This is a genomic window from Paraburkholderia phytofirmans (genome assembly GCF_046028095.1).
Lineage (GTDB): Bacteria > Pseudomonadota > Gammaproteobacteria > Burkholderiales > Burkholderiaceae > Paraburkholderia > Paraburkholderia phytofirmans_A.
Window position 1 is genome coordinate 60,609 of record NZ_JAQQDJ010000018.1, and the last position, 21,778, is coordinate 82,386.

Sequence of the window (21,778 nt, forward strand, 5' to 3'; positions counted from 1 at the left end):
CAGGGACACCGTTGTGACGTTCTATAGAAATCTGAAGATCGCCGTTAAGCTGGCCTTGCTCGGCGCGGTGTTGCTGGCCGCGACGATGATCGTGGGCCTGGAAGGCTGGCACGCATTGTCGAAAACGCACGCGCTGCAAATCGAGTCGGCGCAATCGCTCAGTCAATATGCGCAAGCCGCCGACACGGCGCGCGTCGCACAGGTCGAGTTCAAGAAGCAGGTGCAGGAATGGAAAGACCTGTTGTTGCGCGGCGCCGATCCGGCCGCGTTCGCCAAATACCGCGATGCCTTCAGCAAGGAAAGCGGTACGACGCACGCCGCCCTGCTGCGCCTGAAGGATCAGTTGAGCGCATTGGGCGCGAACGTGGACGGTGTCGACAAGGCGCTCGCCACGCACGCTTCGTTACAGGACAGTTACCTCGATGCGCTCAAGCATTACGATGCCGCCGATCCGAATACCGCGCACGTGGTCGACGGTCTCGTGAAGGGCATCGACCGCGCGCCGACCGCCGCGATCGACGACATCGTCGCTTCCGTCATGCAACAGGCGCAAGATTCCAGCGTGCGCACGAGCGAAGCGGCGGAACGTTCCTACACGATCGCCACGGCGCTGTTGCTGTCGGTCGTGATCGGTTCGCTCGGCGTCGGCGCATTCGCGGTGTGGTTTCTCAGCCGCAGCATCACGCTGCCGGTCAGGCAGGCCGTCGGTGTCGCGCAAGCGGTGGCGGCAGGCGATCTGCGCGCGGACGTGGCCGTGGTGAGCCGCGATGAAACCGGCCAGTTGCTCATCGCGCTCAACGATATGAACCAGCGCTTGCGGCATATCGTCAGCGAGATTCGTGAAGGCGCGACGACGATTTCGTCGGCCACGCAGGAGATCGCCGCGGGCAACCTGGACCTGTCGGCGCGCACCGAACAACAAGCGGCCTCGCTCGAAGAGACCGCTGCGTCGATGCAGCATTTCACCAGCTCGGTTCAGCGCAACGCCGCCAATGCGCGCGAGGCCACCACGCTCGCGCAAACCGCCGCGCAAGCGGCACGCGACGGCGGCGCCGTGATGAACGACGCGGTACGCACGATGGGCCAGATCGATGCGGCGTCCAAGCGCATCGTCGATATCATCGCGGTGGTGGAAGCGATCGCGGCGCAGACCAATATTCTCGCGCTCAACGCCGCGGTCGAAGCGGCGCGTGCCGGCACGCAAGGGCGCGGCTTTGCGGTCGTGGCGAGCGAAGTGCGCAGTCTCGCGCAACGTTCCGCCGATGCCGCGCAGGAGATCAAGGCGCTGATTCGCGAGTCGGTCGCCACGATCGACGCCGGCACGCAACTGATCAATCACGCGAGCAATACGATGGACGGTGTGGTGGCCAGCGCGGGCAGCGTGACGCGCATCGTCGAATCGATCGCGACGGCAAGCGTCGATCAGGCAGCGGGTATCGCGGAAGTAAACGATGCCGTCACGCAGATGGATCAGGTGACGCAGAGCAACGCGGCGCTCGTCGAGCAGGCGGCTGCCGCGGCCGATGCGGTGCAAAGCAAGGCATCGGGGCTCGTGCAAAGCGTGAGTTTCTTCCGGCTGGGCGCCGCGGCTTGACGGGTTGGCGCCGGGCCGCGCCCGTTGTTACGCGCGGGTGAAGCGGCGCGCAATGCGCCGCCGCTTACGACTCGAAATCGAGTCCGCCGATCAACACCAGAGGATCGGCCTGCGTATGCGAGAGAAAATCCAGTTCGCGCGCATGATTCCAGGCTGCGAGCTTGCGCGGCAATGCGGCCAGATAGCCGGCAAAACGCAACGGCCCCTCCGCGCCCATCAGTCGCTCGATTTCGTCGCTGTCCCAGGTCAGATACAGATTCAGCGGATACGGGTACTGCCCCATGTCTTCGATGGGCGCTGCGTGAATCCGTACGCGAGTGGGATGCCCATGGCCGCCGTACGGCAGCACTTTGGTCTGCACGGTTGTCGCGAAACAGGCGGCAATAGCCTCGGCGATGCGAGGCGCGAACTCTTCATCGAAACGGGCGGCACTCTCGGGACGCATCCAGTTCTCCAGCTTATGCGTGATGAGCTGGACATCGTAGCATGCGGGTAGGCGTGCACCTGTTACGTCACCGCATGTCTGCCACGCGGTCACTCCCAACCGCAGCGGCGGCCCCGCGTTGCCCTCCCGCCTCAAACCGTCTTCAGAATCCGCGGCTTCGCTTCGCTCACCGCAGCCGCCAGTTCAGGCGCCGCATCGGGCGCGCTGGCGCCCTTCTCCGCGCGCATGGACAGATAGCGCAAACAGCACACCCGCAAAAACGATGCGAAGTTGGTCGGCATCTCGCCGCGCAACGCGATCAGTTCGTCGTAGAGCTTCACGGCGAACTGGCTGGTCGTCATGCTCTCGCGCGCGGCGATTTCGTGCAGCACGTCCCAGAATAGATTCTCCAGCCGCACCGTGGTGATCACGCCGTGAATGCGCAACGAGCGCGTGCGCGACTCATACAGGATCGGATCGGCGTTGATGTATATCCCACACATAACGTTTGCTCCTTGTTTACAGGCACGCGCGCCGTGGCGCTTTTCATGCAGCCACGGCGCACCGCCCGCCTTCATCAACATACGCCGGCATCCGCCGCCCGACAATCGCATCGAACCCGAACGCCGCGCCTGCCCCGTCGAACCGCTTTACACCGCGCGTTTATTCATCTGCCCCGCGATGTGATCCGCCTGACGGATCGCCAGTGTGACGATCGTCAAGGTCGGATTTTCCGCCGCGCCGGTGGTGAACTGGCTGCCGTCCGAAATAAACAGGTTCGACACTTCATGCGTCTGGCCGAAGCGGTTGCACACGCCGTCTTCGGCTCGCGCACTCATGCGCGCGGTGCCGAGATTGTGCGTGGACGGATACGGCGGCACGCGATACACCGTCTTCGCGCCCGCCGCTTCGTACACTGCCGTACCCTGCTTGTAAGCGTGCTCGCGCATCGCTTCGTCGTTCGGATGATCGTCGAAATGCACGTTGGCGACCGGCTGGCCGTACTGATCCTTCACGTCCGTGTTCAAGGTCACACGATTGCTCTCGCGCGGCATATCCTCACCGACGATCCACATGCCCGCCGTGTACGCGTATTGATCCATCGCCTGGCTGAAGGTGGGCCCCCACGCGCCCGGATTCAGAAAAGCCGCGTAAAACGGCAGGCCGAGCGACACGGTCTCCATGTGATAGCCGCCCGCGAAGCCGCGCTGCGGATTGAACACCGCTTCGTCCTCGATGATGCCGGCCATCGTGGTGCCCTTGAACATCTCCACCTTGTCGTTGAACACCGCATACACCGAGCCCGTGGTGTGACGCATGTAGTTGCGGCCCACCTGGCCCGAGCCGTTCGCGAGCCCCTGCGGGAATTTGCTCGAATGCGAGTTCAGCAGGAGCCGCGGCGTCTCGATCGAGTTGCCGGCAACCGCGACGACGCGCGCCTTCTGCCGCTGCAATTTGCCGTTGCCGTCGTAGTAGAGCACCTCCTTCGCCTTGCCGCGCGCATCGGTTTCGATACGCACCACGTGGGCCTGCGTGCGCAACTCCATATGGCCGGTTGCCTGAGCGCGCGGCAATTCGGTGTAGAGCGTCGACCACTTCGCGCCCGTGCGGCAACCCTGAAAACAGAAGCCGCGCTGGAAGCAATGCGCGCGATCGTCGCGCACCACGCTATTGATCGCCATGTGGCCGGTATTGCAATCCTTGTAGCCGACTTTCATCGCGCCGGCCGACATCACCTTGAAGTTGTTATTGCCCGGCAGGCCCGGCAAACCGTTGGTGCGCGTCACGCCCATTTTCTGCGAAGCGCGGTCGTAGTACGGATCGAGTTCTTCACGCGTGAGCGGCCAGTCGAGCAGATTGGCGTCCTTGATATCGCCGTAGGTCGTCTTCGCCTTGAACTCGTACGGCTGGATGCGCAGACTCGCGCCGGCCCAGTGTGTGGTCGTGCCGCCCACCGTCTTGCAGATCCACGCGGGCAGATTCGGGAAGTCTTTGGCGATGCGCCAGCTGCCCGACGTAGTGCGTTTGTCGAGCCACGACAGCATCTGGAACGCGCCCCATTCGTCGGTCGTGAAATCGCCCTGCGTATGCAGCTTGCCCGCTTCCAGTACGACGACGTTGATGCCCTTCTGCGCCAGCTCGTTGGCGAGCGTGCCGCCGCCCGCGCCCGAGCCGATGATCACGACGACCTTGTCGTCGTTGTGCGAAAAACGCACTTTGTTGTTGTCCTGATCCATTTTTTTCTCCACTGTCAGTCGTCGCGATTAGCTATCCGTCGGGATCGGGCCGCTGGCTGCAGCGGGCGGATTGGGCAGCCACGAGAGGCTGTTGAACCCTTTGGTCAGGTAGCCGCCGTCGCCTTCCGAAGCGCCGTAGCCAAAGTGCGCATACGCCATGGTGTTGGCGTACAGCGACACCACCGCCGTGCTGCGTATCGTGTTGAAGAACGGCGTACCCGCGAGCGCTGCGACGTCTTTCGCCTGGTCCGCCGGCGGGCGCTTGAGCCAGTCGGAACCCGCTTGCGCGTCGAGTTGTTTGACGCCGTCCGCAAGTTGCTGGCGTACCGCCGGATCGGCTTTCGCTTTCGCGTCGAGGTCCTTGACCACCAGCGCGTAGACCGCGTTGTCGAGCGTGGGGTGCGGATAGAGTTGCCGCGTGAAGGCCAGAATCACTTCGCCCTGGTGCGTGTCGAGACCTTGCAGCTCCAGCGCCCACGCGCGGCTCGGCGCCAGCGTCGACAGTACCGACGAGAACGCCAGCGTGCCCATCAGCACACCCGTGCCTCTCAATAGCTCGCGGCGCGTGAGCGGTATGCGCAACGCGGCCGCGGCAGCCTTCGTCGCGCGATGCCCGCCGCCGTGTTCATGATCGTGTTCGTGGGGATGCTCATGACGTGCGTGATCGGACGCGACGATCGGGATGACCGTTGTCTTCATGGTTGTCTCCTGTCGACCGGCGTTGGCGCTTCTGCGCCTTATTCCGGTCCCATCCAAGATGGTTGCTTGTGGGGTATTGCAACTGCGCGCGGCGGCCGCCGGATGATTTTTACTATTGATAGTGGCCGTAGCGTTCCAACACTTCAATCTTGTAACCGTCAGGGTCCTGAATGAAAAAATAACGCGCCAGCAACTCGCCGTCGTCGTTGTGAAACTCGCGCAGATCGTTGGGCGTCATGCCGAGATCGAGCAGACGCTGCCGTTCCTGTTTCGCATCGTCGACCACGAAGGCAACGTGACCGTAGCCGTCGCCGTGCGAATACGGTTCCTCGCGGCCTTTGTTCCAGGTCAGTTCTATTTCAGCGTCGGCTTCGGCGTTGCGCAAATAGGCGAGCGTGAAGTCCGGAAAATCGAGCCGGTGCGATACGTCGAAATTGAAAGCCTTTTGATAGAACGCGAGCGAGCGCGGCAGATCCTGCACACGGATCATCGTGTGGATGAGTTTGGCCATCGGTGTCCCCTCCTGTCTGAATCAAGTTTAGGAGCCCGCACACGCGAGTGGTAATGCACGGCTAAATCGCGCCAGGGACTTGCCCTATGTTGCAGCAGCGTCGATTGCGGGGATTTCGCTCGCGCGTCGACGGCGCGAACAGCGAGGGACGTGGCGCCGCGTCAGGTTGCATTGCAGCACGCCAGTCTGTTCAAGCGAGCATGCGCCGAATGGCATTAGGCAAAACCCCACGTCGACGTAGTGCTCACGCGCATCCGGTGAAGCCCATTCGTTTTTGCGCGACTGCCGTACACACGCGCGCCGAGTTTCCATAAGATCGGGTTTGGCTGTTTTTCTAAATGCTGTGGAGCGTAGTGCGTTATGGAATTCGATACGAAAGTCGCGATCGTCGTGCTCGACGATCTCGCTGTCTGGCAAAAACTCAATGTGACCGCGTTTCTCGCGACGGGGATCGCGGGCGCCGCACCGGAAGCGATGGGCGAGCCGTACGAGGACGCGGCGGGCCGCCGGCACGCACCGCTGCTCGGCCAGCCGATGATGGTGTATCAGGCGGACAATGCGGGTTTGCTGCGCGCGTTTCGCCAGGGCATCGAACGTGAATTGACGCGCGCAGTGTATGTGCGCGCAATGTTCGCGACCGGCCACGATCAGGCGAACCGCGAAGTGTTCCGCGCCGAACCGGCCGATGCGCCCGACCTCGTCGGCATTGCGGTGCGCGGTCCGAAGAAGGCTGTCGATAAAGCCGTGAAAGGTCTTTCACTGCATGCGTGACACGCAGCGCCCCGGTCGAACTCAAGGCTCAGAGTTCAGGACTCGGGCCGCGCTCCAGATAAGTAGTCAGCGCGATATAGCTGCGCGTGCCGGTAAAGCCTTCGATCGCGTGAATACGCGCGAGCAGTTGTTCGAGCGATTGCGTATCGCGCGTGCGGACCTTGAGCAACATCGCGCTCTCGCCCGTCACGGTGTGAATCTCCTCAACATCGGGTAGCTCCTGCAGCGCGAGCAGTTGCCGCGTCACCGCCCAACTCGTCGTATCGACATGCACGAACGCGAGCAACGGGCGGTTCAGCCTCGCGCCGTCGAGCGCGGCGACGGTGCCCTTGATCACGCCTTCCTTCTTCAAACGCCGGGTGCGTTCGTGGACCGCGGGCGCCGACAGGAACAGCAGCTTGCCGAGTTCCGCATAAGTGCGCGTGGCGTCTTCGGCGAGCAGCGCGAGCAGCTTGCGGTCGGTGTCGTCGAGCGAGGCCGCGCCCGGTTGGGCGCCCGCTGCCCGGAGCGCCCTGCCGCTGCGGGTGGAAGGTGAGCGCGAACCCGTGCTCATGGCTTTACCGCGGAATTGTCTCCGGCTTGTCCGAGTCCCTCGCGCAAGGCTTTGCGGATCACCTTGCCGGTCGCGGTCAACGGCAGGTGGTCGACAAAGCGGATCTCGCGCGGATATTCGTGCGCGGCGAGGCGCGTTTTGACATGGTGCTGGATCTCGCGCACGAGCGCCTCGTCGCCGACAAAACCGGCCTTGAGCACCACGAACGCCATCACGATCTCCGTGCGCTCGGGATCCGGCGCGCCGATCACGGCCGCCATCGAAACAGCCGGATGACGCAGCAGTGAATCTTCAATCGAAGCCGGCCCGATTCGATAACCGGCACTCGTGATCACGTCGTCGCCACGGCCGACGAAGCGGATGAAACCGTCCGCGTCGCGCGTGCCGAGGTCGCCGGTCAGCAGAAACTTGCCGCGGAATTTTTCGCGCGTGGCCGCCTCGTTGCCCCAGTAGCCGAGGAACATGACCGGATCGGGCGCGGCCACTGCGATATCGCCGATTGCGCCTTGCGGCAGTTCGTTGCCGTCCATGTCGACGATCGCGACATGATGCCCCGGCACCGCGCGGCCGATCGCGCCGAAGCACGGCTCGAACAGTGCCGCGCACGACGACACCACCACGTTGCACTCCGTCTGCCCGTAGAACTCGTTGATCGTCACGCCCAGCGCCGTGCGGCCCCAGCCGATCAATTCCTCGCCGAGCGATTCGCCGCCGCTTGCCACCGAGCGCAACGCGAGGCTCCAGCGTTCGGGATGCTCGACGCCGCGCATCATCTTCAGCGCGGTCGGCGGCAAAAACGTATGCGAGACCGCGTGACGCGCCATCATATCGAACGCGGCCTCGCCGTCGAATTTTGCAAAGCGGCGCGCCAATACCGCGACACCGTGATGCCACGACGGCAGCAGCACGTCGAACAGACCGCCGATCCACGCCCAGTCCGCGGGCGTCCACATCAGCGTGGCGTGCGCGGGAAATCCCTGTTGCGACATCTCGACGCCCGGCAGATGACCGAGCAACACGCGATGCCCATGCAGCGCGCCCTTCGGTTTGCCGGTCGTGCCCGAGGTATAGATGATGACGGCGGGATCGTCGGCGCCGGTGTCGGCGGGCGTGAAACTGGCGGACGCGCTGTTCAGCGCCTGCCAGAATGAACGCACGGGCGCTTGCGGATCGCCGTTGTCCTGATCGATATCCACGCTGAAGACATTGCGCAATGCCGGCAACGCCGCGCGGATTTCATCGACCTTGCGCACACCAGCGTGATCGGTGATCAATGCGACGGCGCCGCTGTCGCCGAGCCGGTGTTCGATCGCGTCGACGCCGAACAACGCGAAGAGCGGCACGGCCACCATGCCGGCCTTATAGGCGGCGAGATGCGCGACCGCCGTTTCGATCGATTGCGACAGGAAGATGCCGATGCGGTCGCCACGTTGTGCGCCCGCTGCGAGCAGCACATTGGCGAAACGGTCGGACAGCGCCTTCAACTGGTCGAACGTATAGCGGGTGGCGTTGCCCTCGGCGTCCTCGTAGATCAGCGCGAGGCGGCCCGAACCGTCGGCCCATTTGTCGCATACGTCGACGCCGATGTTGTAGCGCGCCGGGATGTCCCAGACGAAGTTTGCCGCGAGCGATTCGTAGGTCTGGCCGTCGAGATTCATCGTGTCTGCTCCTGCAAGCCCGTCGGCGGTTGATAGCGCGGAAAGCCGTTATATTCGATCGTACGCTGCGCTTCAGCAAGCGGCCATGAATGGCGCGCGTTCGGCACGCCGCCGTCGACACGGATCACCGTACCGTTGATGAACGCCGACGCCTCCGACAACAGAAAAACCGCCGCGCTGGCGAGTTCCGATTCCGTGCCGAAACGCTGCAATGGCACCTTGTGCTTCAGCGTGCGCAGCAGCGCCTGGTACTCTTCGTTGTAGCTGTCCATGCCTGCTGACGCAATCCAGCCGGGCGCGACCGCGTTGACTCTGACGCCGGCGTGGCCCCATTCGCAAGCAGCCGTTTCGGTGAAGTTCCATACGCCCGCGCGCGCCGCGCCCGAGTGCCCCATGCCGGGCATGCCGCCCCAGATGTCCGCCAGCATGTTCACGATCGCGCCGCCGTGATGCTGCATCCATTGGATGTAGCACTCGCGGGACATCAGAAACGTGCCGTGCAGATTGTTGCGCACGACCGCGTCCCAGCCGTTCAGGGAGATGTTTTCGAGCCTTGCGGGGAATTGGCCGCCCGCGCAGTTGAAAAGACCGTCCACGTGGCCCAGATCCGCGATGATCGAAGCGATCGTTTCACGGACCTGCTGCTCGTTGCGGATGTCGCAGGAGTAAATCTTGTGGCCGCTGGCGGAAGACGGATGATCCGCGGCCAGTTCGGCTTGCACCGCTTTCAGCTTGTCTTCGCTTCGACCGACCAGCGCCAGGGTCGCCCCCAGGGACGCGAGTTCGTGAGCCGTGCATCGGCCGAGCCCGCTGCCCGCGCCGGTGACGATGACCACCTTGCCGGCGAAAAGACCTGCGCGGAAAACTGAACGATAGCCGCTGGAGAGCGGCGAGGTACTCGACGAAGCTGCGGGCATGCGGGTGTCTCCTCCAGGTGCTGCGCTTTCGATGTTTTCTGAGTTTAGCTCAAGTTTTGAAAGCGCGTTGTTGTCATCCGCAACTTTCTTTGCCTTATTTCCTGCGAGGCATTTCATTAATTTTTGAGCCAGGCTCAACTCCAGCCCACTCGACTTCCCGTGCGGCACCCATCGTCACGCGCTCATCGAGCGCGCCGGCCGGATCAGCAACCGGCCGCGAACGTGGCCGCGCCAACGCCGCCCTCAGCTTGTCCCGATCCAGCTCCTTCTCCCACGCCGCGATCACAATCGACGCCACGCCGTTGCCCATCGTATTGGTCAGCGCCCGGCACTCGGACATGAACCTGTCGATGCCGAGTATCAGCACCATCGCCGTCACCGGTACGGTCGGCACCACGGAAAGACTCGCGGCCAGCGTGATGAATCCCGCCCCCGTGACGCCCGTCGAACCCTTCGACGTCAGCATCGTGACCGCCAGCAGCGTGATTTCCTGAGCGATCGTCAAATGCGTGGTGGTGGCCTGCGCGAGAAACAGCACCGCGAGCGTCATGTAGATATTGGTGCCGTCGAGATTGAACGAGTAGCCGGTCGGCACCACGAGCCCGACAATGCCGCGCGAGCAGCCGAGCCGCTCCAGCTTCTCCATCAGTTGCGGCAGCGCGGCTTCCGACGTGGAAGTGCCGAGCACGATCAGCAACTCGTCCTTGATGTACACGACGAAGCGCCACAGGCTGAATCCGCATGCTCGCGCAATCAGACCGAGGCCGCACGAGACGAACAGAAACGCGGTCAGATAGAACGTGCCGATCAGTTTCATCATCGGCAGCAAGGAGACGATGCCGTATTTGCCGATCGTGAACGCGATCGCGCCGAACGCGCCGATCGGTGCGAGGCTCGTAATCATCCGCACGATGCGGAAGAACGTTTTCGACAGCAGGTCGATCAGGCTGATCAGCGGTTTAGCGGGTTCGCCCAGCACCGCGAGCGCGGTGCCGAACAACATCGCAATCAGCAGCACGGGCAGAATATCGCCCTGCGTGAATGCACCGGCGAACGTGTCGGGAATGATGTGCATGAAGAAGCCCGCGAGCCCCTCGCCGTGTGCGGCTTGCGCGGCATAACCCGCGATCGCGCCGGCATCGAGCGTGGCGGGATCGACGTTAAAGCCCACGCCCGGTTTCAGCACATGCGCGGCGAGCAGGCCGATTGCCAGCGCGAGCGTCGACACCACCTCGAAATACAGCAAGGCCTTGCCGCCGACGCGCCCGACTTTGCGCATGTCGTGCATGCTGGCAATGCCGGTCACGACCGTGCAGAAAATCACCGGGCTGATGATCATTCGCACGAGTTTGATGAAGGCATCGCCGACTGACCACAGCGAGTTGCTGCTTCGGCCGGCGCACGCGCCGCGTTCTCTCAGCCAGCGCGCTGAACGCTTGCGGGCTGGTGTATTCGTTCATCAGATGAAGATCGACGTACAGCAGCACGTTCTGTTCATCGACACGCGTCACGACATGCGAATCGACCAGCTTCTGGTAAAGGGTTCGTGTTGACATGATGAAGGCCCGCGCGACTAGGACTGCAGAAACGGAAGGACGCGTTCGAGCAATAACTCGGGCGCTTCCTCGGGAATGTAGTGACCGCACGGCAGTGCTTCGCCGCTCACATTGGCCGACCACTTCCGCCATTCGGAGAGCGGCTCGAAACATTGCTCGATCACGCCTTGCGCGCCCCACAGCGCCAGGAAATCGCATTCGATCTTGCGCCCTTCAGCGAGCGACGCGCGGTCGTGTTCGAGGTCGATGGTGATGCTCGCGCGGTAGTCCTCGCAGATGCCGTGCGCGGTGCCGGGGTCGCTCAGGCAGCGCAGATATTCGGCGTAGGCCGCGTCTGTGAATGGCGCGAGGCCGGCGCTGCGCGCGCCGATGGTCTGCTTCAGATAGAGGTCGGGGTCCGCGCGAATCAGCGTCTCGGGAAACGGCGCGGGACGCACGAGAAAGAACCAGTGCCAGTAGGCGCGCGCGAAATCGAACGAGGTCTGTTCGTACATCGCGAGGGTCGGCGCGACGTCGAGCGTCACGAGCCGCGTCACGGCCTGCGGATGATCGAGCGCCATGCGGGCCGCCACGCGTCCGCCGCGATCGTGGCCGATCACGGCGAAGCGGTCGAAACCTTGCGCACGCATCAGCGCGACCTGATCGGCGGCCATACGGCGCTTCGAATAGTTGGCGTGGTCTTGCGTGCCCTGCGGTTTGCCGCTGTCGCCGTAGCCGCGCAAATCCGCGGCGATCAGCGTGAAGTGCCGCGCCAATGTCGGCGCGACCTTGTGCCAGATCGCGTGGGTCTGGGGATGGCCATGCAACAGCAGCAAAGCCGGCCCGTTGCCGCCGCGAATCGCGTTGATCCGAATACCGTCGACCTCGGCCGACGCGTCTGTGAAACCTGCAAACATCATTGCCTCCCCTGTTTGAATGAAGTCTAATTGATGCCTGCAGCGATATGGTTTCTCATAGCGCAATCCGGAATTAACTTTTGGGAACGAATCGATGGACGGCTTTTCCGACCTGAATCTGTTCGCGCTGGTGGCGCGCCATCGCAATCTCGCCGCGGCCGCACGCGAACTCGGCGTCACGCCGCCGTCCATCAGCAAGCGGCTCGCGCAACTTGAACAGCGTCTCGGCGTGCGCCTCGTGAACCGCACCACGCGGCGCGTCAGCCTGACGGCGGAGGGCGAGATTTATCTGGCGAATGGCTCGCGCATCCTCGACGACCTCGCGGAACTCGAACAACTGGTCACGCAGAGCCGCGCCGAACCGGCCGGACTGTTGCGCGTGAATGCGTCGTTCGGTTTCGGCCGCGCGCACATCGCACCGGCGATTTCGCGTTTCAGCGAGCGGTTCCCATCGATGAAGATTCAGTTGCATCTGACGGACCGGCCGGTCAGCTTGCAGGAAGAAGGCTTCGATCTCGGGATTCGTTTCGGCGAAGTGCCGGATGCGCGCATCAACGCGCGTTTGCTGCTGAAGAACCAGCGTGTCGTATGCGCATCTCCAGCTTATGTGAAGCGGCAAGGCGCACCGCAAATGCCGCACGATCTCACGCGCCATGCGTGCCTCGTGTTACGCGAAAACGAATCGGCGTACGGCACGTGGCATTTTTCGCGCGGCAAGAAATCGGAGACGGTGAAAGTGGACGGTCCGCTGAGCAGCAACGACGGCAGCGCCGTTTTGAAGTGGGCGCTCGACGGCCGTGGTGTCGCCGTGCGTTCGGCGTGGGAAATCGCGGGCCATCTACGGCGCGGCGAATTGGTGCCGCTTCTCGCCGACTGGACGCTGCCGAACGCGGACATTCACGCGATCTATCTGGAGCGGCACCGTTTGTCGGCCAAGCTGAGGACGTTTATCGATTTTCTCGGCGACGAGTTGCGCGAGAGCGTTCAGGCTGCCTAGCGAAACGTGTGCTCACCCTGCCTGCTTTTTGCGCTGTTGCGCGCGGCTGGCACGCCAGCGCAGCACCAGGCTGACGAGCGCAGCAAACGCGGCAGTCCCCACGTAACCGGCGAGACGAATCGCGTCTTCGCTCGGTAAGCGCGAGATCAACAGAACGACTACGGCGAGTGCCAGCACGGCTAGAAGTCCGATGATCCATTTCATCTCTTGTCTCCGCTCTTTTTTGCGTAGCATACCTGCGCGAGATGCAAGATGAATCTCGTCGTTTACGCGGGCAAGCCTCTGCCCGTGCCATGCGCCTGCTGCAAAATGAAATCGATGAACGTCGACGCCGCGCGCGTGTGATGCCGGTTCGGCATATACAGCATGTACATGTGCGTGCCGAAGATGCTCAAGCGCCATTCATCGAGCGTGGTGAGTATGTCGCCACGGCGCAGATCGTCCTGCACGACGTAGTCCGGCACGAGGCCCACGCCGAGTCCGGCGAGCACCGCCTGGCGTAAGAACAGAAAGTTCTCGGAGATGATGCCCGGCTCCAGCAGCACTTCATGCCGTTCGTCGCGCAAATAAGCGGCCACCCGCAACTGCCGGCCGACCACTGCCGCGGTAATCAGCGGCGCCGTGCGCAGGTCGTCGAGTTGCTGCGGCATGCCGTGCCTGTCCGCAAAATCCGGCGACGCGCACGCCACATACCGCACCGGCCCCATGTCTCGCGCGACGAGGTTTTGCGGCGGCTCGGACATCACGCGTACGGCGATATCGACTTCATCGCGCATCAGGTCTTCAACGCGGTTTTCGAACATCACATCCAGCACGATGCCCGGATAAAGCCGCTTGAACGCGATCAGCCAGTCCGACATGACGAGTTGCCCGTAACCGCTCGGCACGCTCAGCCGCACGCGCCCTTGCAGGCTCTGCCCGAGCGTGGTGACGGATTCGCGCGCGGCGAGCAGCGCGTTCTGGATCGTGCGGCCATGTTCGTAAAGTTGCAGGCCGATCTCGGTCGGCTCGACGCGGCGCGTGGTGCGCCTCACCAGTTGCAGCCCGATGGAACGCTCCAGCTGATTCAGGTGGTAGCTCACGTTCGCGCGGCTCATTTTCAGCCGGCGCGCGGCTTCGCTGAGATTGCCCGCGTCCAGAATGTCCACCAGCAGGGTCAGGGAATTGACGTCCATGGGGCGCCTTTGTCAAAGAAACCTTGACAGTCTGTCAACCGTCCATGTGATTGTCAATAAACCTTGACCGACCCACAATCAGGACAGTTTGCCAGACCCGGCATGCTTTGCCATGCGACCCATCACAATCAGGAGACGCCATGACCCCCAATCCTTCGGCCGATGTGCTCACGCGCGAATTGCGCGGCAAGGTGCTGCTGGTGACGATCGACCACGCGCCGGTCAACGCGCTATCCGCCGACGTGCGGCGCGGCCTGCTCGCAGCCGTCGAAGCCGCGGATGCCGACCGTGCCGTGGAAGCGGTGCTGATCGTCGGCGCGGGGCGCAATTTCATCGCCGGCGCGGACATTCGCGAGTTCGGCAAGCCACCGGTGCCGCCGTCGCTGCCAGACGTGTGCAACCGCATCGAGGCGTGCACGAAGCCGGTGGTCGCCGCGATTCACGGCGCGGCGCTCGGCGGCGGTCTGGAAGTCGCGCTCGCGGCGCATTACCGGATTGCCGTCGACGGCGCGAAGCTCGGTTTGCCTGAAGTACAACTCGGCCTGTTGCCGGGCGCGGGCGGCACGCAGCGCACGCCGCGTTTGATCGGCGCGCAGGCCGCGCTCGATCTGATCCTGAGCGGCCGTCACACCAGCGCGAAGGAAGCGCTGGCGTTCGGTCTGATCGACCGCCTCGGCAGCAGCGACGACATCCTCGCCGAAGGGCTCGCCTACGTGCACGAGTTGATTGCCGCCCACGCGCCGGTGCGCCGCACGCGCGACGCCGCGGCACTCAGCGACCGCGCCGCGAGCCTCGCCGCCGTCGCCGCGGCGCGCGCGGAAACTGCGAAGAAATCGCGCGGCCTCTTTTCACCGCTGAAAATCGTCGATGCCGTCGAGGCCGCCATCGAACAGCCTTTCGACGAAGGCCTGCGGCTCGAACGCAAGCTGTTCCTGGAATGTATCGACAGCCCGCAGCGCGCCGGCCTGATTCACGCGTTCTTTGCCGAGCGCGAAGTGCTCAAGGCGCCGGAAACGCGCGATGCCAAATCACGCGCCTTGAATACGATTGGCGTGGTGGGCGGCGGCACGATGGGCGCGGGCATCGCCGTCGCGGTGCTCGACGCGGGCTTGCCGGTAACGATGATCGAACGCGACGACGCGTCGCTCGCACGTGGCCGCGCGCACATCGAAAAAGTCTACGACGGCCTGATCGCCAAAGGCCGCCTGAGCGCGGAGAAGAAAGCGGCGCTCATGGCGCGCTGGAGCGGCAGCACGTCGTACGATGCGCTCGCCGGCGCCGACCTCGTGATCGAAGCCGTATTCGAAGACCTCACGGTCAAACAGGCCGTGTTCGCCGAACTCGATCGCGTCTGCAAAGCGGGCGCGGTGCTCGCGACCAACACCTCGTATCTCGACATCGACGCGATCGCGTCGAGCATTTCGCGTCCCGGTGATGTGATCGGCCTGCACTTCTTCTCGCCCGCCAACATCATGAAGCTGCTGGAAGTGGTGGTGCCGAAGCAGGTCAGCGCCGACGTGGTCGCGACCGCGTTCGAGCTGGCCAAAAAATTGCGCAAGACGCCGGTGCGCGCCGGCGTATGCGACGGCTTTATCGGCAACCGCGTGCTGGCCGTGTATCGCAGCGCCGCCGACGCCATGATGGAAGACGGCGCCTCGCCCTATCAGATCGACGCGGCCGTGCGCGCGTTCGGCTTTCCGATGGGACCGTTCCAGGTGGTGGATCTGGCGGGCGGCGACATCGGCTGGGCGGCACGCAAGCGGCGCGCGGCCACACGCAATCCGGCAGCGCGTTATGTGCAGATCGCCGACCGCCTGTGCGAGCGCGGCTGGTTCGGCCAGAAGACCGGACGCGGCTTCTATCTGTACCCCGAAGGATCGCGCAGCGGCACGCCCGATCCGGAAGTCGAAGCGATCATCGACGCCGAGCGCGTGCGCGCCGGCATCACGCCGCGCAGCTTCACTGATGACGAGATCATCCGCCGCTACATGGCCGCGATGATCAACGAAGGCGCCAACGTCGTGCATGAACGCATTGCGTTGCGGCCGTTGGACGTCGACGTGACGTTCCTGTACGGCTACGGCTTTCCGCGTTATCGCGGCGGTCCGATGAAATATGCGGACATGGTCGGCCTGCCGAAGATCCTCGCCGACATCCGCGAGTTCGCCAAGGAAGACCCGCTCTTCTGGAAGCCCTCGCCGCTGCTGGTCGAACTGGTGGAACGCGGCGCCGATTTCGCGAGCCTGAACCAGAGCGTCTGAAATGGCGCATCATCATCGACGTGCATCATGATGACCGGCGCGCGCCCCGTGCGCGCCAGTCGCTCAACCCTATCCGGAACACCCGCCATGGATCTGAACTTCGCTCCCGAGGAAGAAGCCTTCCGTGCCGACGTGCAGGCCTTTCTGCGCGACAAGCTCCCCCAGCGTCTCGCCGACAAGGTGCACGGCGGCCGCCGTCTCACGCGCGACGACATGGCCGAGTGGCACGCGATTCTCAACGCGCAAGGCTGGCTCGCCAATCACTGGCCGAAAGAGTACGGCGGCCCGGGTTGGAACCCGGTGCAGAAATTCATCTTCGAAAACGAATGCGCGCTGGCCGGTGCGCCGCGCGTGGTGCCGTTCGGCGTCAACATGCTCGGGCCCGTGCTAATCAAATACGGCAGCGAAGCGCAAAAGCGCCATTGGCTGCCGCGTATTCTCGACGGCTCGGACTGGTGGTGCCAGGGCTATTCGGAACCGGGCGCCGGCTCCGATCTCGCGTCGGTCAAAACCACCGCCGTGCGCGGCGTGGATGCGCAGGGCGAGCATTACCTCGTCAACGGACAGAAGACGTGGACCACGCTCGGCCACTTCGCGAACATGATCTTCTGCCTCGTGCGCAGCGCGACCGACGTGCGCAAACAGGAAGGCATTAGCTTCCTGCTGATCGACATGAAGACGCCGGGCGTCGAAGTGCGCCCGATCATCACGCTCGACGGCGAGCACGAAGTCAACGAAGTGTTTTTCACCGACGTGCGCGTGCCGGTCGAGAACCTGGTCGGCGAAGAGAACAAAGGCTGGACCTACGCCAAGTATCTGCTCACGTATGAGCGCACCAATATCGCGGGCGTCGGCTTCTCGGTGGCCGCGCTCAACCGCCTGCGCAAGATCGCCGCGCAACAGCGGCGCAATGGCCGTCCACTCGCGGAAGACCCGGCGTTCGCGGCGCGCATGGCGCGCGTCGAGATCGATCTGGAGAACATGAAGACCACCAACCTGCGCGTAATCGCGGCGGTGGCGGGCGGCGGCGTGCCCGGCGCCGAAAGTTCGATGCTGAAGATTCGCGGCACCGAGATCCGTCAGGAAATCTCGTCGCTCACGCGGCGCGCGATGGGTCCGTACGCGCAGCCGTTCATCGAGGAAGCCTTGCATGACGGCTTCGAGGGCACGCCGGTCGGCCCCGACGAAGCCGCGAGCGCCGCGTCGCTGTATTTCAACAATCGCAAGCTGTCGATCTTCGGCGGCTCGAACGAAATCCAGAAGAACATCGTTTCCAAAATGATCCTGGGACTGTAAGGGGCGCACCTCATGAATTTCCAGCACACCGAAGACCGCCGCATGCTGGCGGATACGCTGAACCGTTTTGTCAGCGAGCAGTACGCCTTCGCGACGCGCGACCGGATCGCGCTGTCTGATGAAGGCTATAGCAGCGAATTGTGGGGCCGCTTCGCCGAGCTCGGCATTATCGGCGCACTGTTCGATGAAGCGGACGGCGGTTTCGGCGGCGGCGGTTTCGATATCGCGGTGGTGTTCGAGAGCTTGGGCCGCGGTCTCGTGGTCGAGCCGTTTCTCGACACGCTGATCGTCGGACGCGCCATTGCACGCAGTGGCAACGAAGCGCAAAAAACCGCGCTCGGTGAATTGATCGACGGCTCGCGGATCGTCGCGCTCGCACACGGCGAGCCGGACAGCCACTATGAACTGTCCCGCGTGACGACGCGTGCGGAGCGAAGCGGCTCCACGTGGCAACTCAACGGAGCCAAGGCCGTGGTTCAGCACGGCGAGCATGCTGCGCTTTTTCTGGTCTCGGCGCGCACCAGCGGTGAGGACGATAGCGACGCTGGCATAACGCTCTTTCTCGTGCCGCGCGATGCTCCCGGTGTCAGCGTGCGCGGCTATCGCAAGATCGACGGCGGCCGCGCTGCTGAAGTCACATTCGACAACGTCACGCTCAGCGACGGCGCATTGCTCGGCACGCCCGACGCGAGCTTCGCGACGCTCGAATACGCGATTGGCTGCGGCGTGCTCGCGCTGTGTTCCGAAGCCGTCGGCGCGATGGATGTCGCCAGGGACTACACCCTCGAGTATCTGCGCACGCGCAAACAGTTCGGCGTGCCGATCGGCAGCTTCCAGGCGTTGCAGCATCGCATGGCCGATCTGCTGCTGGAAATCGAACAGGCCCGCTCGGCGGTGATCAACGCAGCGGCGGCGCTCGACGCCGAACGCAAGGTGCGAGAGCGCGCGCTGTCGGCGGCCAAGTACAGCATCGGACGGATCGGCGCGCTAGTCGCGGAAGAATGCATTCAGTTGCACGGCGGGATCGGCATGACGTGGGAATTGCCGCTCGCACATTACGCAAAGCGCCTCGTGATGATCGATCACCAACTCGGCGACGAGGACCATCATCTCGAACGGTTTGTCGCGCTGGGCCGTTGACCTTGACAGCCCGATGATGGAGTCTTTAACGCCGAGGCCGCTGCGCCGGCGTTCAGTTCGCCGTCCCGTCGACTATTCGCTAAAGCGAACTCACTCCGGCGCATCCATTCCCGATTGCAGATAGTTCTGGATGCCGACCTTGTCGATCAACTCAAGATTCGTCTCGAGCCAGTCTATATGTTCCTCGGTGTCGTCGAGAATATGGGTCAGGATCTCCCGCGAGATGAAGTCGCGAACCGATTCGCAATAGACGATGGCCTCCTTGCAGGTGGCCTGCGACATCTGTTCCAGCTTCAGGTCGCACTCCATGATCTCTTTGGTTTCTTCGCCGATCAGCAGCTTGTGGAGGTCTTGCAGATTCGGCAGGCCGTTCAGCAGGAAGATGCGCTCGATCAGCAGATCGGCATGCTTCATCTCGCCGATGGATTCGTCATATTCATGCTTGCCGAGCTTGTCGAGCCCCCAGTGCTTGTACATGCGGGCATGCAGGAAATACTGATTGATCGCGGAGAGTTCGTTCTTCAGTTGCGCGTTCAGGTATTCCAGGACCTTTGGGTCGCCTTGCATGTTACCTCCCTGTTTCGCGTGCGTAGACCCCGGCGCCAGCGAAGGATAATGGATCGGGCCGGCTCCCCGGTGGCATTGCACCAGCACGGAACCCGCCTCACGGTTTATATTTTTTAGCCGTCATCCCAGCATAGCGCATCGAGTCGGCAAGGCAAAAAATGATAATCGTTCTCAATGGCTAACGACGAGCTTACGTCAGTGTGGACGACGCACCGCAAGCGCTATGCCATAGGCCGCGCACGTTGCCACCACGCCGACAGTCGATGCGATGCGCGCAATGCGCTGCGGATTCGATAGTGCGCAGGAAAACTCCCGACCCCGACAAACGCCGCAATCCGGCAATCGACGGCGGAGGCGCTGAGCCGCCGAAAAGGCGGCACGACACTAGATAGAGTGCTTGGCTCGCTTCGATAAACGACTAGTATGTTTTGGTGAGCGCCCTCCTCGGACCTCGGGGAATACAGCATGGATCGCGACTCATCTGTCGCACAGACCCGCACAAGATTCCGCCCTGATGCCCGCTCACGACGCCAATTAAATGCGGTGCGTGATGACTTGAATGCGCCCACTCCCTCACGCCGCGTAAGAACCTGTTTGCACGTTGCAACGCAAAAGCGTTCGCCGTCGACAAGACGCCAGACCGTCTCTTGTGTCGCGCGATCGATGAAACGATGCCTGTCCGGCGCGAAGGAGCGACAAGATGAACGCGAGTCTTCAGGCAGTGCGTTCGGGTTCCCCGGACACCGTGGTGATAGCGCGCACGAAAGAACTCGAGGACGACGGCATCAAGGCGGCGAGCATCGACGGAATCGAATTGATCGTTCTGCGCCACGGCAACGCCATTTCGATTTTTCAGGGCCGCTGCCCGCATCAAGGCACGCTCCTATCAGAAGGAACAGTAAAAGATGGCGTGCTCACCTGCCGGGCGCACGGTTGGCATTTCGACTGCGCGTCAGGCTGCAAGCAAGCGCCGGGTAGTTCGAATCTGAAGCGATTCGATGCAATAGTCGAGAGCGGCGAAGTTAAAGTCGATCGCAACGAGGTGCGCGAATGGAATGCGCAGTGCCCTGCCCCGGCGGGGATAATGCCGTGCCGCGAATCTCGCGTGAGGTCGCTTGCCCAGCTTCCTGGCCCCAAGCGCGTTCCGTTTCTCGGCAATACGTTGCAACTACGTCCCGAGAAGCTGCACCTCGTACTCGAACAGTGGTCCAGGGAGTTCGGCCCCGTGTACACGTTCAGATTGATCGGCCGCCCATTCGTTGCGATCGCCGATCCGGCTCTCATCAGTCAAGTGTTGCGCGATCGCCCTGGGGCTTATCGGCGCTGGAACGTGATCGAAACCGTTGCGCGCGAGGTGGGCATCAACGGCGTTTTCTCCATGGAAGGCGAGGCCTGGCGACGGCAACGGCAACTCGTCGCCAAGGCACTGGACCCTTTGCATCTGCGTGCCTTCTTTCCGTTGCTCTGTGAAATGACACGTCGATTGCTGCAGCGCTGGGAGAAAGCGAGTCGCGAGCGGCAATCCATCGATATCCAGAGGGACCTGATGCGATACACGGTGGACGTCACCACCAATCTCGCGTTCGGATATGACATGGACACCATCGAAAGCGAGGGCGACGTGATCCAGCGGCACCTCGAAGTCGTGTTCCCGATGATCAACCGGCGGATCAATGCGCCCTTCCCCTATTGGCACTACGTCAAGCTACCCGCCGACAAGACGCTGGATCGCGCCTTGATTGCAGTTCAGGCGCTCACGAAGGACCTCATCGCCGCCAACCGCGCGCGGCTCGTGCAGCGCCCGGAAACGGACGCGATGCCCACGAATCTGCTCGAGGCGTTGCTCATGGCGCAACAGGAAGGAGAAGCACCGCTGACAGACGACGAAGTGCTGGCCAATGTGTTCACCATCCTGTTGGCCGGACAGGACACGACGGCGAACACGATCGCCTGGGTGGCGTACTTCATGGCGTCTCTGCCAGACGTCCAGCGAAAAATGCAGGAAGAAGTCGATGCCGTTATCGGATCCGCGGCCATGCTCGAAGATTTCGACGCCGGCGACGCGCTCCTCTATCTGAACGCGGTCATCAGCGAGTCCATGCGGCTCAAATCGGTTACGCCCGTTCTCGCAGTCGAGCCGAATTACGACGTGCAAGTGGGTGACATTGCGATCCCGAAGGGCGCGGTGTTGTCGCTATTGACGCGCGAGGCAGGACTGCAGCAAGGCGGCCAGTCGGCGGCCGACGTATTCGATCCGGACCGCTGGCTCACCGGCGAGAGTGCCGCCAGCCATCATCGAGCGGGGTTCATGCCGTTCGGCTCGGGACCGCGTCTGTGTCCGGGACGCAGCCTCGCCTTGATGGAAGTGAGATCGGCAGTCGCCATGCTGTGCCGCAACTTCGATCTGTTACTGGTCGACGGCGCGCCCGAGGTGGAGGAAGTGTTCGCGTTTTCGATGGTGCCGCGAAACCTGCGCATCGAATTGCGTCGACGCGGTTAGTCGATCCCTTCAACGACTACGAAAGC

At 63.1% G+C, this 21,778-nt stretch carries 19 protein-coding genes and 2 pseudogenes; 7 read left to right on the top strand and 14 right to left on the bottom strand.

The features are described 5' to 3' along the window. The first annotated feature begins 13 nt into the window (after positions 1-13). The gene (locus tag PQR54_RS34610; protein WP_408253668.1) at positions 14-1,594 is read left to right on the top strand and encodes a methyl-accepting chemotaxis protein; all 1,581 of its coding nucleotides are present in this window, start codon (positions 14-16) and stop codon (positions 1,592-1,594) included. A gap of 64 nt (positions 1,595-1,658) precedes the next feature. On the opposite strand, the gene PQR54_RS34615 is transcribed toward PQR54_RS34610, so the two are convergent. The 5 genes from PQR54_RS34615 to PQR54_RS34635 form a co-directional block, all read right to left on the bottom strand. Then, positions 1,659-2,039 carry a DUF5594 family protein gene (locus tag PQR54_RS34615; protein ID WP_168794645.1) on the bottom strand — a complete coding sequence of 127 codons (381 nt, stop codon included), beginning with the start codon at positions 2,037-2,039 and terminating at the stop codon, positions 1,659-1,661. Between the two features lie 131 nt (positions 2,040-2,170). After that, complete coding sequence (locus tag PQR54_RS34620) at positions 2,171-2,521, bottom strand: ribbon-helix-helix domain-containing protein (protein WP_408253670.1); 351 nt, start codon at positions 2,519-2,521, stop codon at positions 2,171-2,173. Positions 2,522-2,668: 147 nt separating this feature from the next. After that, complete coding sequence (locus tag PQR54_RS34625) at positions 2,669-4,255, bottom strand: GMC family oxidoreductase (protein WP_408253672.1); 1,587 nt, start codon at positions 4,253-4,255, stop codon at positions 2,669-2,671. 27 nt (positions 4,256-4,282) lie between these two features. Further along, complete coding sequence (locus tag PQR54_RS34630) at positions 4,283-4,954, bottom strand: tat (twin-arginine translocation) pathway signal sequence (RefSeq protein WP_408253674.1); 672 nt, start codon at positions 4,952-4,954, stop codon at positions 4,283-4,285. Positions 4,955-5,066: 112 nt separating this feature from the next. Beyond that, the gene (locus PQR54_RS34635) at positions 5,067-5,465 is read right to left on the bottom strand and encodes a VOC family protein (protein ID WP_408253677.1); all 399 of its coding nucleotides are present in this window, start codon (positions 5,463-5,465) and stop codon (positions 5,067-5,069) included. A gap of 360 nt (positions 5,466-5,825) precedes the next feature. On the opposite strand from PQR54_RS34635, the gene PQR54_RS34640 reads away from it, so the two are divergent. Beyond that, the gene (locus tag PQR54_RS34640) at positions 5,826-6,236 is read left to right on the top strand and encodes a DUF2000 family protein (protein WP_408253679.1); all 411 of its coding nucleotides are present in this window, start codon (positions 5,826-5,828) and stop codon (positions 6,234-6,236) included. Positions 6,237-6,264: 28 nt separating this feature from the next. On the opposite strand, the gene PQR54_RS34645 is transcribed toward PQR54_RS34640, so the two are convergent. The 6 genes and pseudogenes from PQR54_RS34645 to PQR54_RS34670 all read right to left on the bottom strand — a co-directional run bounded on the left by PQR54_RS34645 (position 6,265) and on the right by PQR54_RS34670 (position 11,816). Next, on the bottom strand, positions 6,265-6,789 hold the full coding sequence (locus PQR54_RS34645) for an Lrp/AsnC family transcriptional regulator (protein WP_408253682.1): 525 nt from the start codon (positions 6,787-6,789) through the stop codon (positions 6,265-6,267). Beyond that, positions 6,786-8,447 (bottom strand): acyl-CoA synthetase, encoded by a 1,662-nt coding sequence (locus PQR54_RS34650; RefSeq protein ID WP_408253685.1) that lies wholly within the window; start codon positions 8,445-8,447, stop codon positions 6,786-6,788. The genes PQR54_RS34645 and PQR54_RS34650 overlap by 4 nt, the downstream gene beginning before the upstream one ends. Continuing rightward, the gene (locus PQR54_RS34655) at positions 8,444-9,364 is read right to left on the bottom strand and encodes an SDR family oxidoreductase (protein WP_408253687.1); all 921 of its coding nucleotides are present in this window, start codon (positions 9,362-9,364) and stop codon (positions 8,444-8,446) included. The genes PQR54_RS34650 and PQR54_RS34655 overlap by 4 nt, the downstream gene beginning before the upstream one ends. Positions 9,365-9,458: 94 nt before the next feature. Further along, positions 9,459-10,733 (bottom strand): annotated as a pseudogene (gene dctA / locus PQR54_RS34660) (C4-dicarboxylate transporter DctA); the annotation flags it as partial. Then, a pseudogene (locus PQR54_RS34665) lies at positions 10,732-10,920 on the bottom strand (aconitase family protein); the annotation flags it as partial. The pseudogenes dctA and PQR54_RS34665, both read right to left, overlap by 2 nt. Positions 10,921-10,937: 17 nt before the next feature. Continuing rightward, positions 10,938-11,816 carry an alpha/beta fold hydrolase gene (locus tag PQR54_RS34670; RefSeq protein WP_408253802.1) on the bottom strand — a complete coding sequence of 293 codons (879 nt, stop codon included), beginning with the start codon at positions 11,814-11,816 and terminating at the stop codon, positions 10,938-10,940. A 94-nt stretch (positions 11,817-11,910) separates the two neighbouring features. Between PQR54_RS34670 and PQR54_RS34675 the strand changes: the two genes are divergently transcribed. Further along, complete coding sequence (locus PQR54_RS34675; RefSeq protein WP_408253689.1) at positions 11,911-12,813, top strand: LysR family transcriptional regulator; 903 nt, start codon at positions 11,911-11,913, stop codon at positions 12,811-12,813. Positions 12,814-12,825: 12 nt separating this feature from the next. Here PQR54_RS34675 and PQR54_RS34680 read toward each other — a convergent pair whose 3' ends face one another. Together PQR54_RS34680 and PQR54_RS34685 are read right to left on the bottom strand one after the other, a co-directional pair. Continuing rightward, positions 12,826-13,017 (bottom strand): hypothetical protein, encoded by a 192-nt coding sequence (locus PQR54_RS34680; protein ID WP_408253692.1) that lies wholly within the window; start codon positions 13,015-13,017, stop codon positions 12,826-12,828. A gap of 62 nt (positions 13,018-13,079) precedes the next feature. Continuing rightward, entirely contained in the window at positions 13,080-13,988 is a 909-nt protein-coding gene (locus tag PQR54_RS34685) for a LysR family transcriptional regulator (protein WP_408253694.1), read from the bottom strand. A gap of 140 nt (positions 13,989-14,128) precedes the next feature. Between PQR54_RS34685 and PQR54_RS34690 the strand changes: the two genes are divergently transcribed. The 3 genes from PQR54_RS34690 (at position 14,129) to PQR54_RS34700 (ending at position 18,685) form a co-directional block, all read left to right on the top strand. Further along, positions 14,129-16,249, top strand: a complete 2,121-nt coding sequence (locus PQR54_RS34690) for a 3-hydroxyacyl-CoA dehydrogenase NAD-binding domain-containing protein (protein ID WP_408253696.1) — start codon at positions 14,129-14,131, stop codon at positions 16,247-16,249. 87 nt (positions 16,250-16,336) lie between these two features. Further along, complete coding sequence (locus PQR54_RS34695; RefSeq protein WP_408253698.1) at positions 16,337-17,545, top strand: acyl-CoA dehydrogenase family protein; 1,209 nt, start codon at positions 16,337-16,339, stop codon at positions 17,543-17,545. Between the two features lie 12 nt (positions 17,546-17,557). Beyond that, the gene (locus PQR54_RS34700) at positions 17,558-18,685 is read left to right on the top strand and encodes an acyl-CoA dehydrogenase family protein (protein ID WP_408253701.1); all 1,128 of its coding nucleotides are present in this window, start codon (positions 17,558-17,560) and stop codon (positions 18,683-18,685) included. Positions 18,686-18,775: 90 nt separating this feature from the next. Here PQR54_RS34700 and bfr read toward each other — a convergent pair whose 3' ends face one another. Then, a complete protein-coding gene (bfr, locus tag PQR54_RS34705; RefSeq protein ID WP_012433725.1) occupies positions 18,776-19,252 on the bottom strand; it encodes a bacterioferritin in 477 nt (158 codons plus the stop codon). 700 nt (positions 19,253-19,952) lie between these two features. Here bfr and PQR54_RS34710 point away from each other — a divergent pair. Continuing rightward, on the top strand, positions 19,953-21,752 hold the full coding sequence (locus PQR54_RS34710; RefSeq protein ID WP_408253704.1) for a cytochrome P450: 1,800 nt from the start codon (positions 19,953-19,955) through the stop codon (positions 21,750-21,752). The last annotated feature ends 26 nt before the right edge of the window (positions 21,753-21,778 follow it).

Bases quoted from the DNA above. Each gene is read 5' to 3' on its own strand.
- PQR54_RS34615 (WP_168794645.1), bottom strand. From the start codon at position 2,039: ATGCGTCCCGAGAGTGCCGCCCGTTTCGATGAAGAGTTCGCGCCTCGC.
- PQR54_RS34620 (WP_408253670.1), bottom strand. From the start codon at position 2,521: ATGTGTGGGATATACATCAACGCCGATCCGATCCTGTATGAGTCGCGC.
- PQR54_RS34625 (WP_408253672.1), bottom strand. From the start codon at position 4,255: ATGGATCAGGACAACAACAAAGTGCGTTTTTCGCACAACGACGACAAG.
- PQR54_RS34630 (WP_408253674.1), bottom strand. From the start codon at position 4,954: ATGAAGACAACGGTCATCCCGATCGTCGCGTCCGATCACGCACGTCAT.
- PQR54_RS34635 (WP_408253677.1), bottom strand. From the start codon at position 5,465: ATGGCCAAACTCATCCACACGATGATCCGTGTGCAGGATCTGCCGCGC.
- PQR54_RS34640 (WP_408253679.1), top strand. From the start codon at position 5,826: ATGGAATTCGATACGAAAGTCGCGATCGTCGTGCTCGACGATCTCGCT.
- PQR54_RS34645 (WP_408253682.1), bottom strand. From the start codon at position 6,789: ATGAGCACGGGTTCGCGCTCACCTTCCACCCGCAGCGGCAGGGCGCTC.
- PQR54_RS34650 (WP_408253685.1), bottom strand. From the start codon at position 8,447: ATGAATCTCGACGGCCAGACCTACGAATCGCTCGCGGCAAACTTCGTC.
- PQR54_RS34655 (WP_408253687.1), bottom strand. From the start codon at position 9,364: ATGCCCGCAGCTTCGTCGAGTACCTCGCCGCTCTCCAGCGGCTATCGT.
- PQR54_RS34670 (WP_408253802.1), bottom strand. From the start codon at position 11,816: ATGTTTGCAGGTTTCACAGACGCGTCGGCCGAGGTCGACGGTATTCGG.
- PQR54_RS34675 (WP_408253689.1), top strand. From the start codon at position 11,911: ATGGACGGCTTTTCCGACCTGAATCTGTTCGCGCTGGTGGCGCGCCAT.
- PQR54_RS34680 (WP_408253692.1), bottom strand. From the start codon at position 13,017: ATGAAATGGATCATCGGACTTCTAGCCGTGCTGGCACTCGCCGTAGTC.
- PQR54_RS34685 (WP_408253694.1), bottom strand. From the start codon at position 13,988: ATGGACGTCAATTCCCTGACCCTGCTGGTGGACATTCTGGACGCGGGC.
- PQR54_RS34690 (WP_408253696.1), top strand. From the start codon at position 14,129: ATGACCCCCAATCCTTCGGCCGATGTGCTCACGCGCGAATTGCGCGGC.
- PQR54_RS34695 (WP_408253698.1), top strand. From the start codon at position 16,337: ATGGATCTGAACTTCGCTCCCGAGGAAGAAGCCTTCCGTGCCGACGTG.
- PQR54_RS34700 (WP_408253701.1), top strand. From the start codon at position 17,558: ATGAATTTCCAGCACACCGAAGACCGCCGCATGCTGGCGGATACGCTG.
- bfr (WP_012433725.1), bottom strand. From the start codon at position 19,252: ATGCAAGGCGACCCAAAGGTCCTGGAATACCTGAACGCGCAACTGAAG.
- PQR54_RS34710 (WP_408253704.1), top strand. From the start codon at position 19,953: ATGAACGCGAGTCTTCAGGCAGTGCGTTCGGGTTCCCCGGACACCGTG.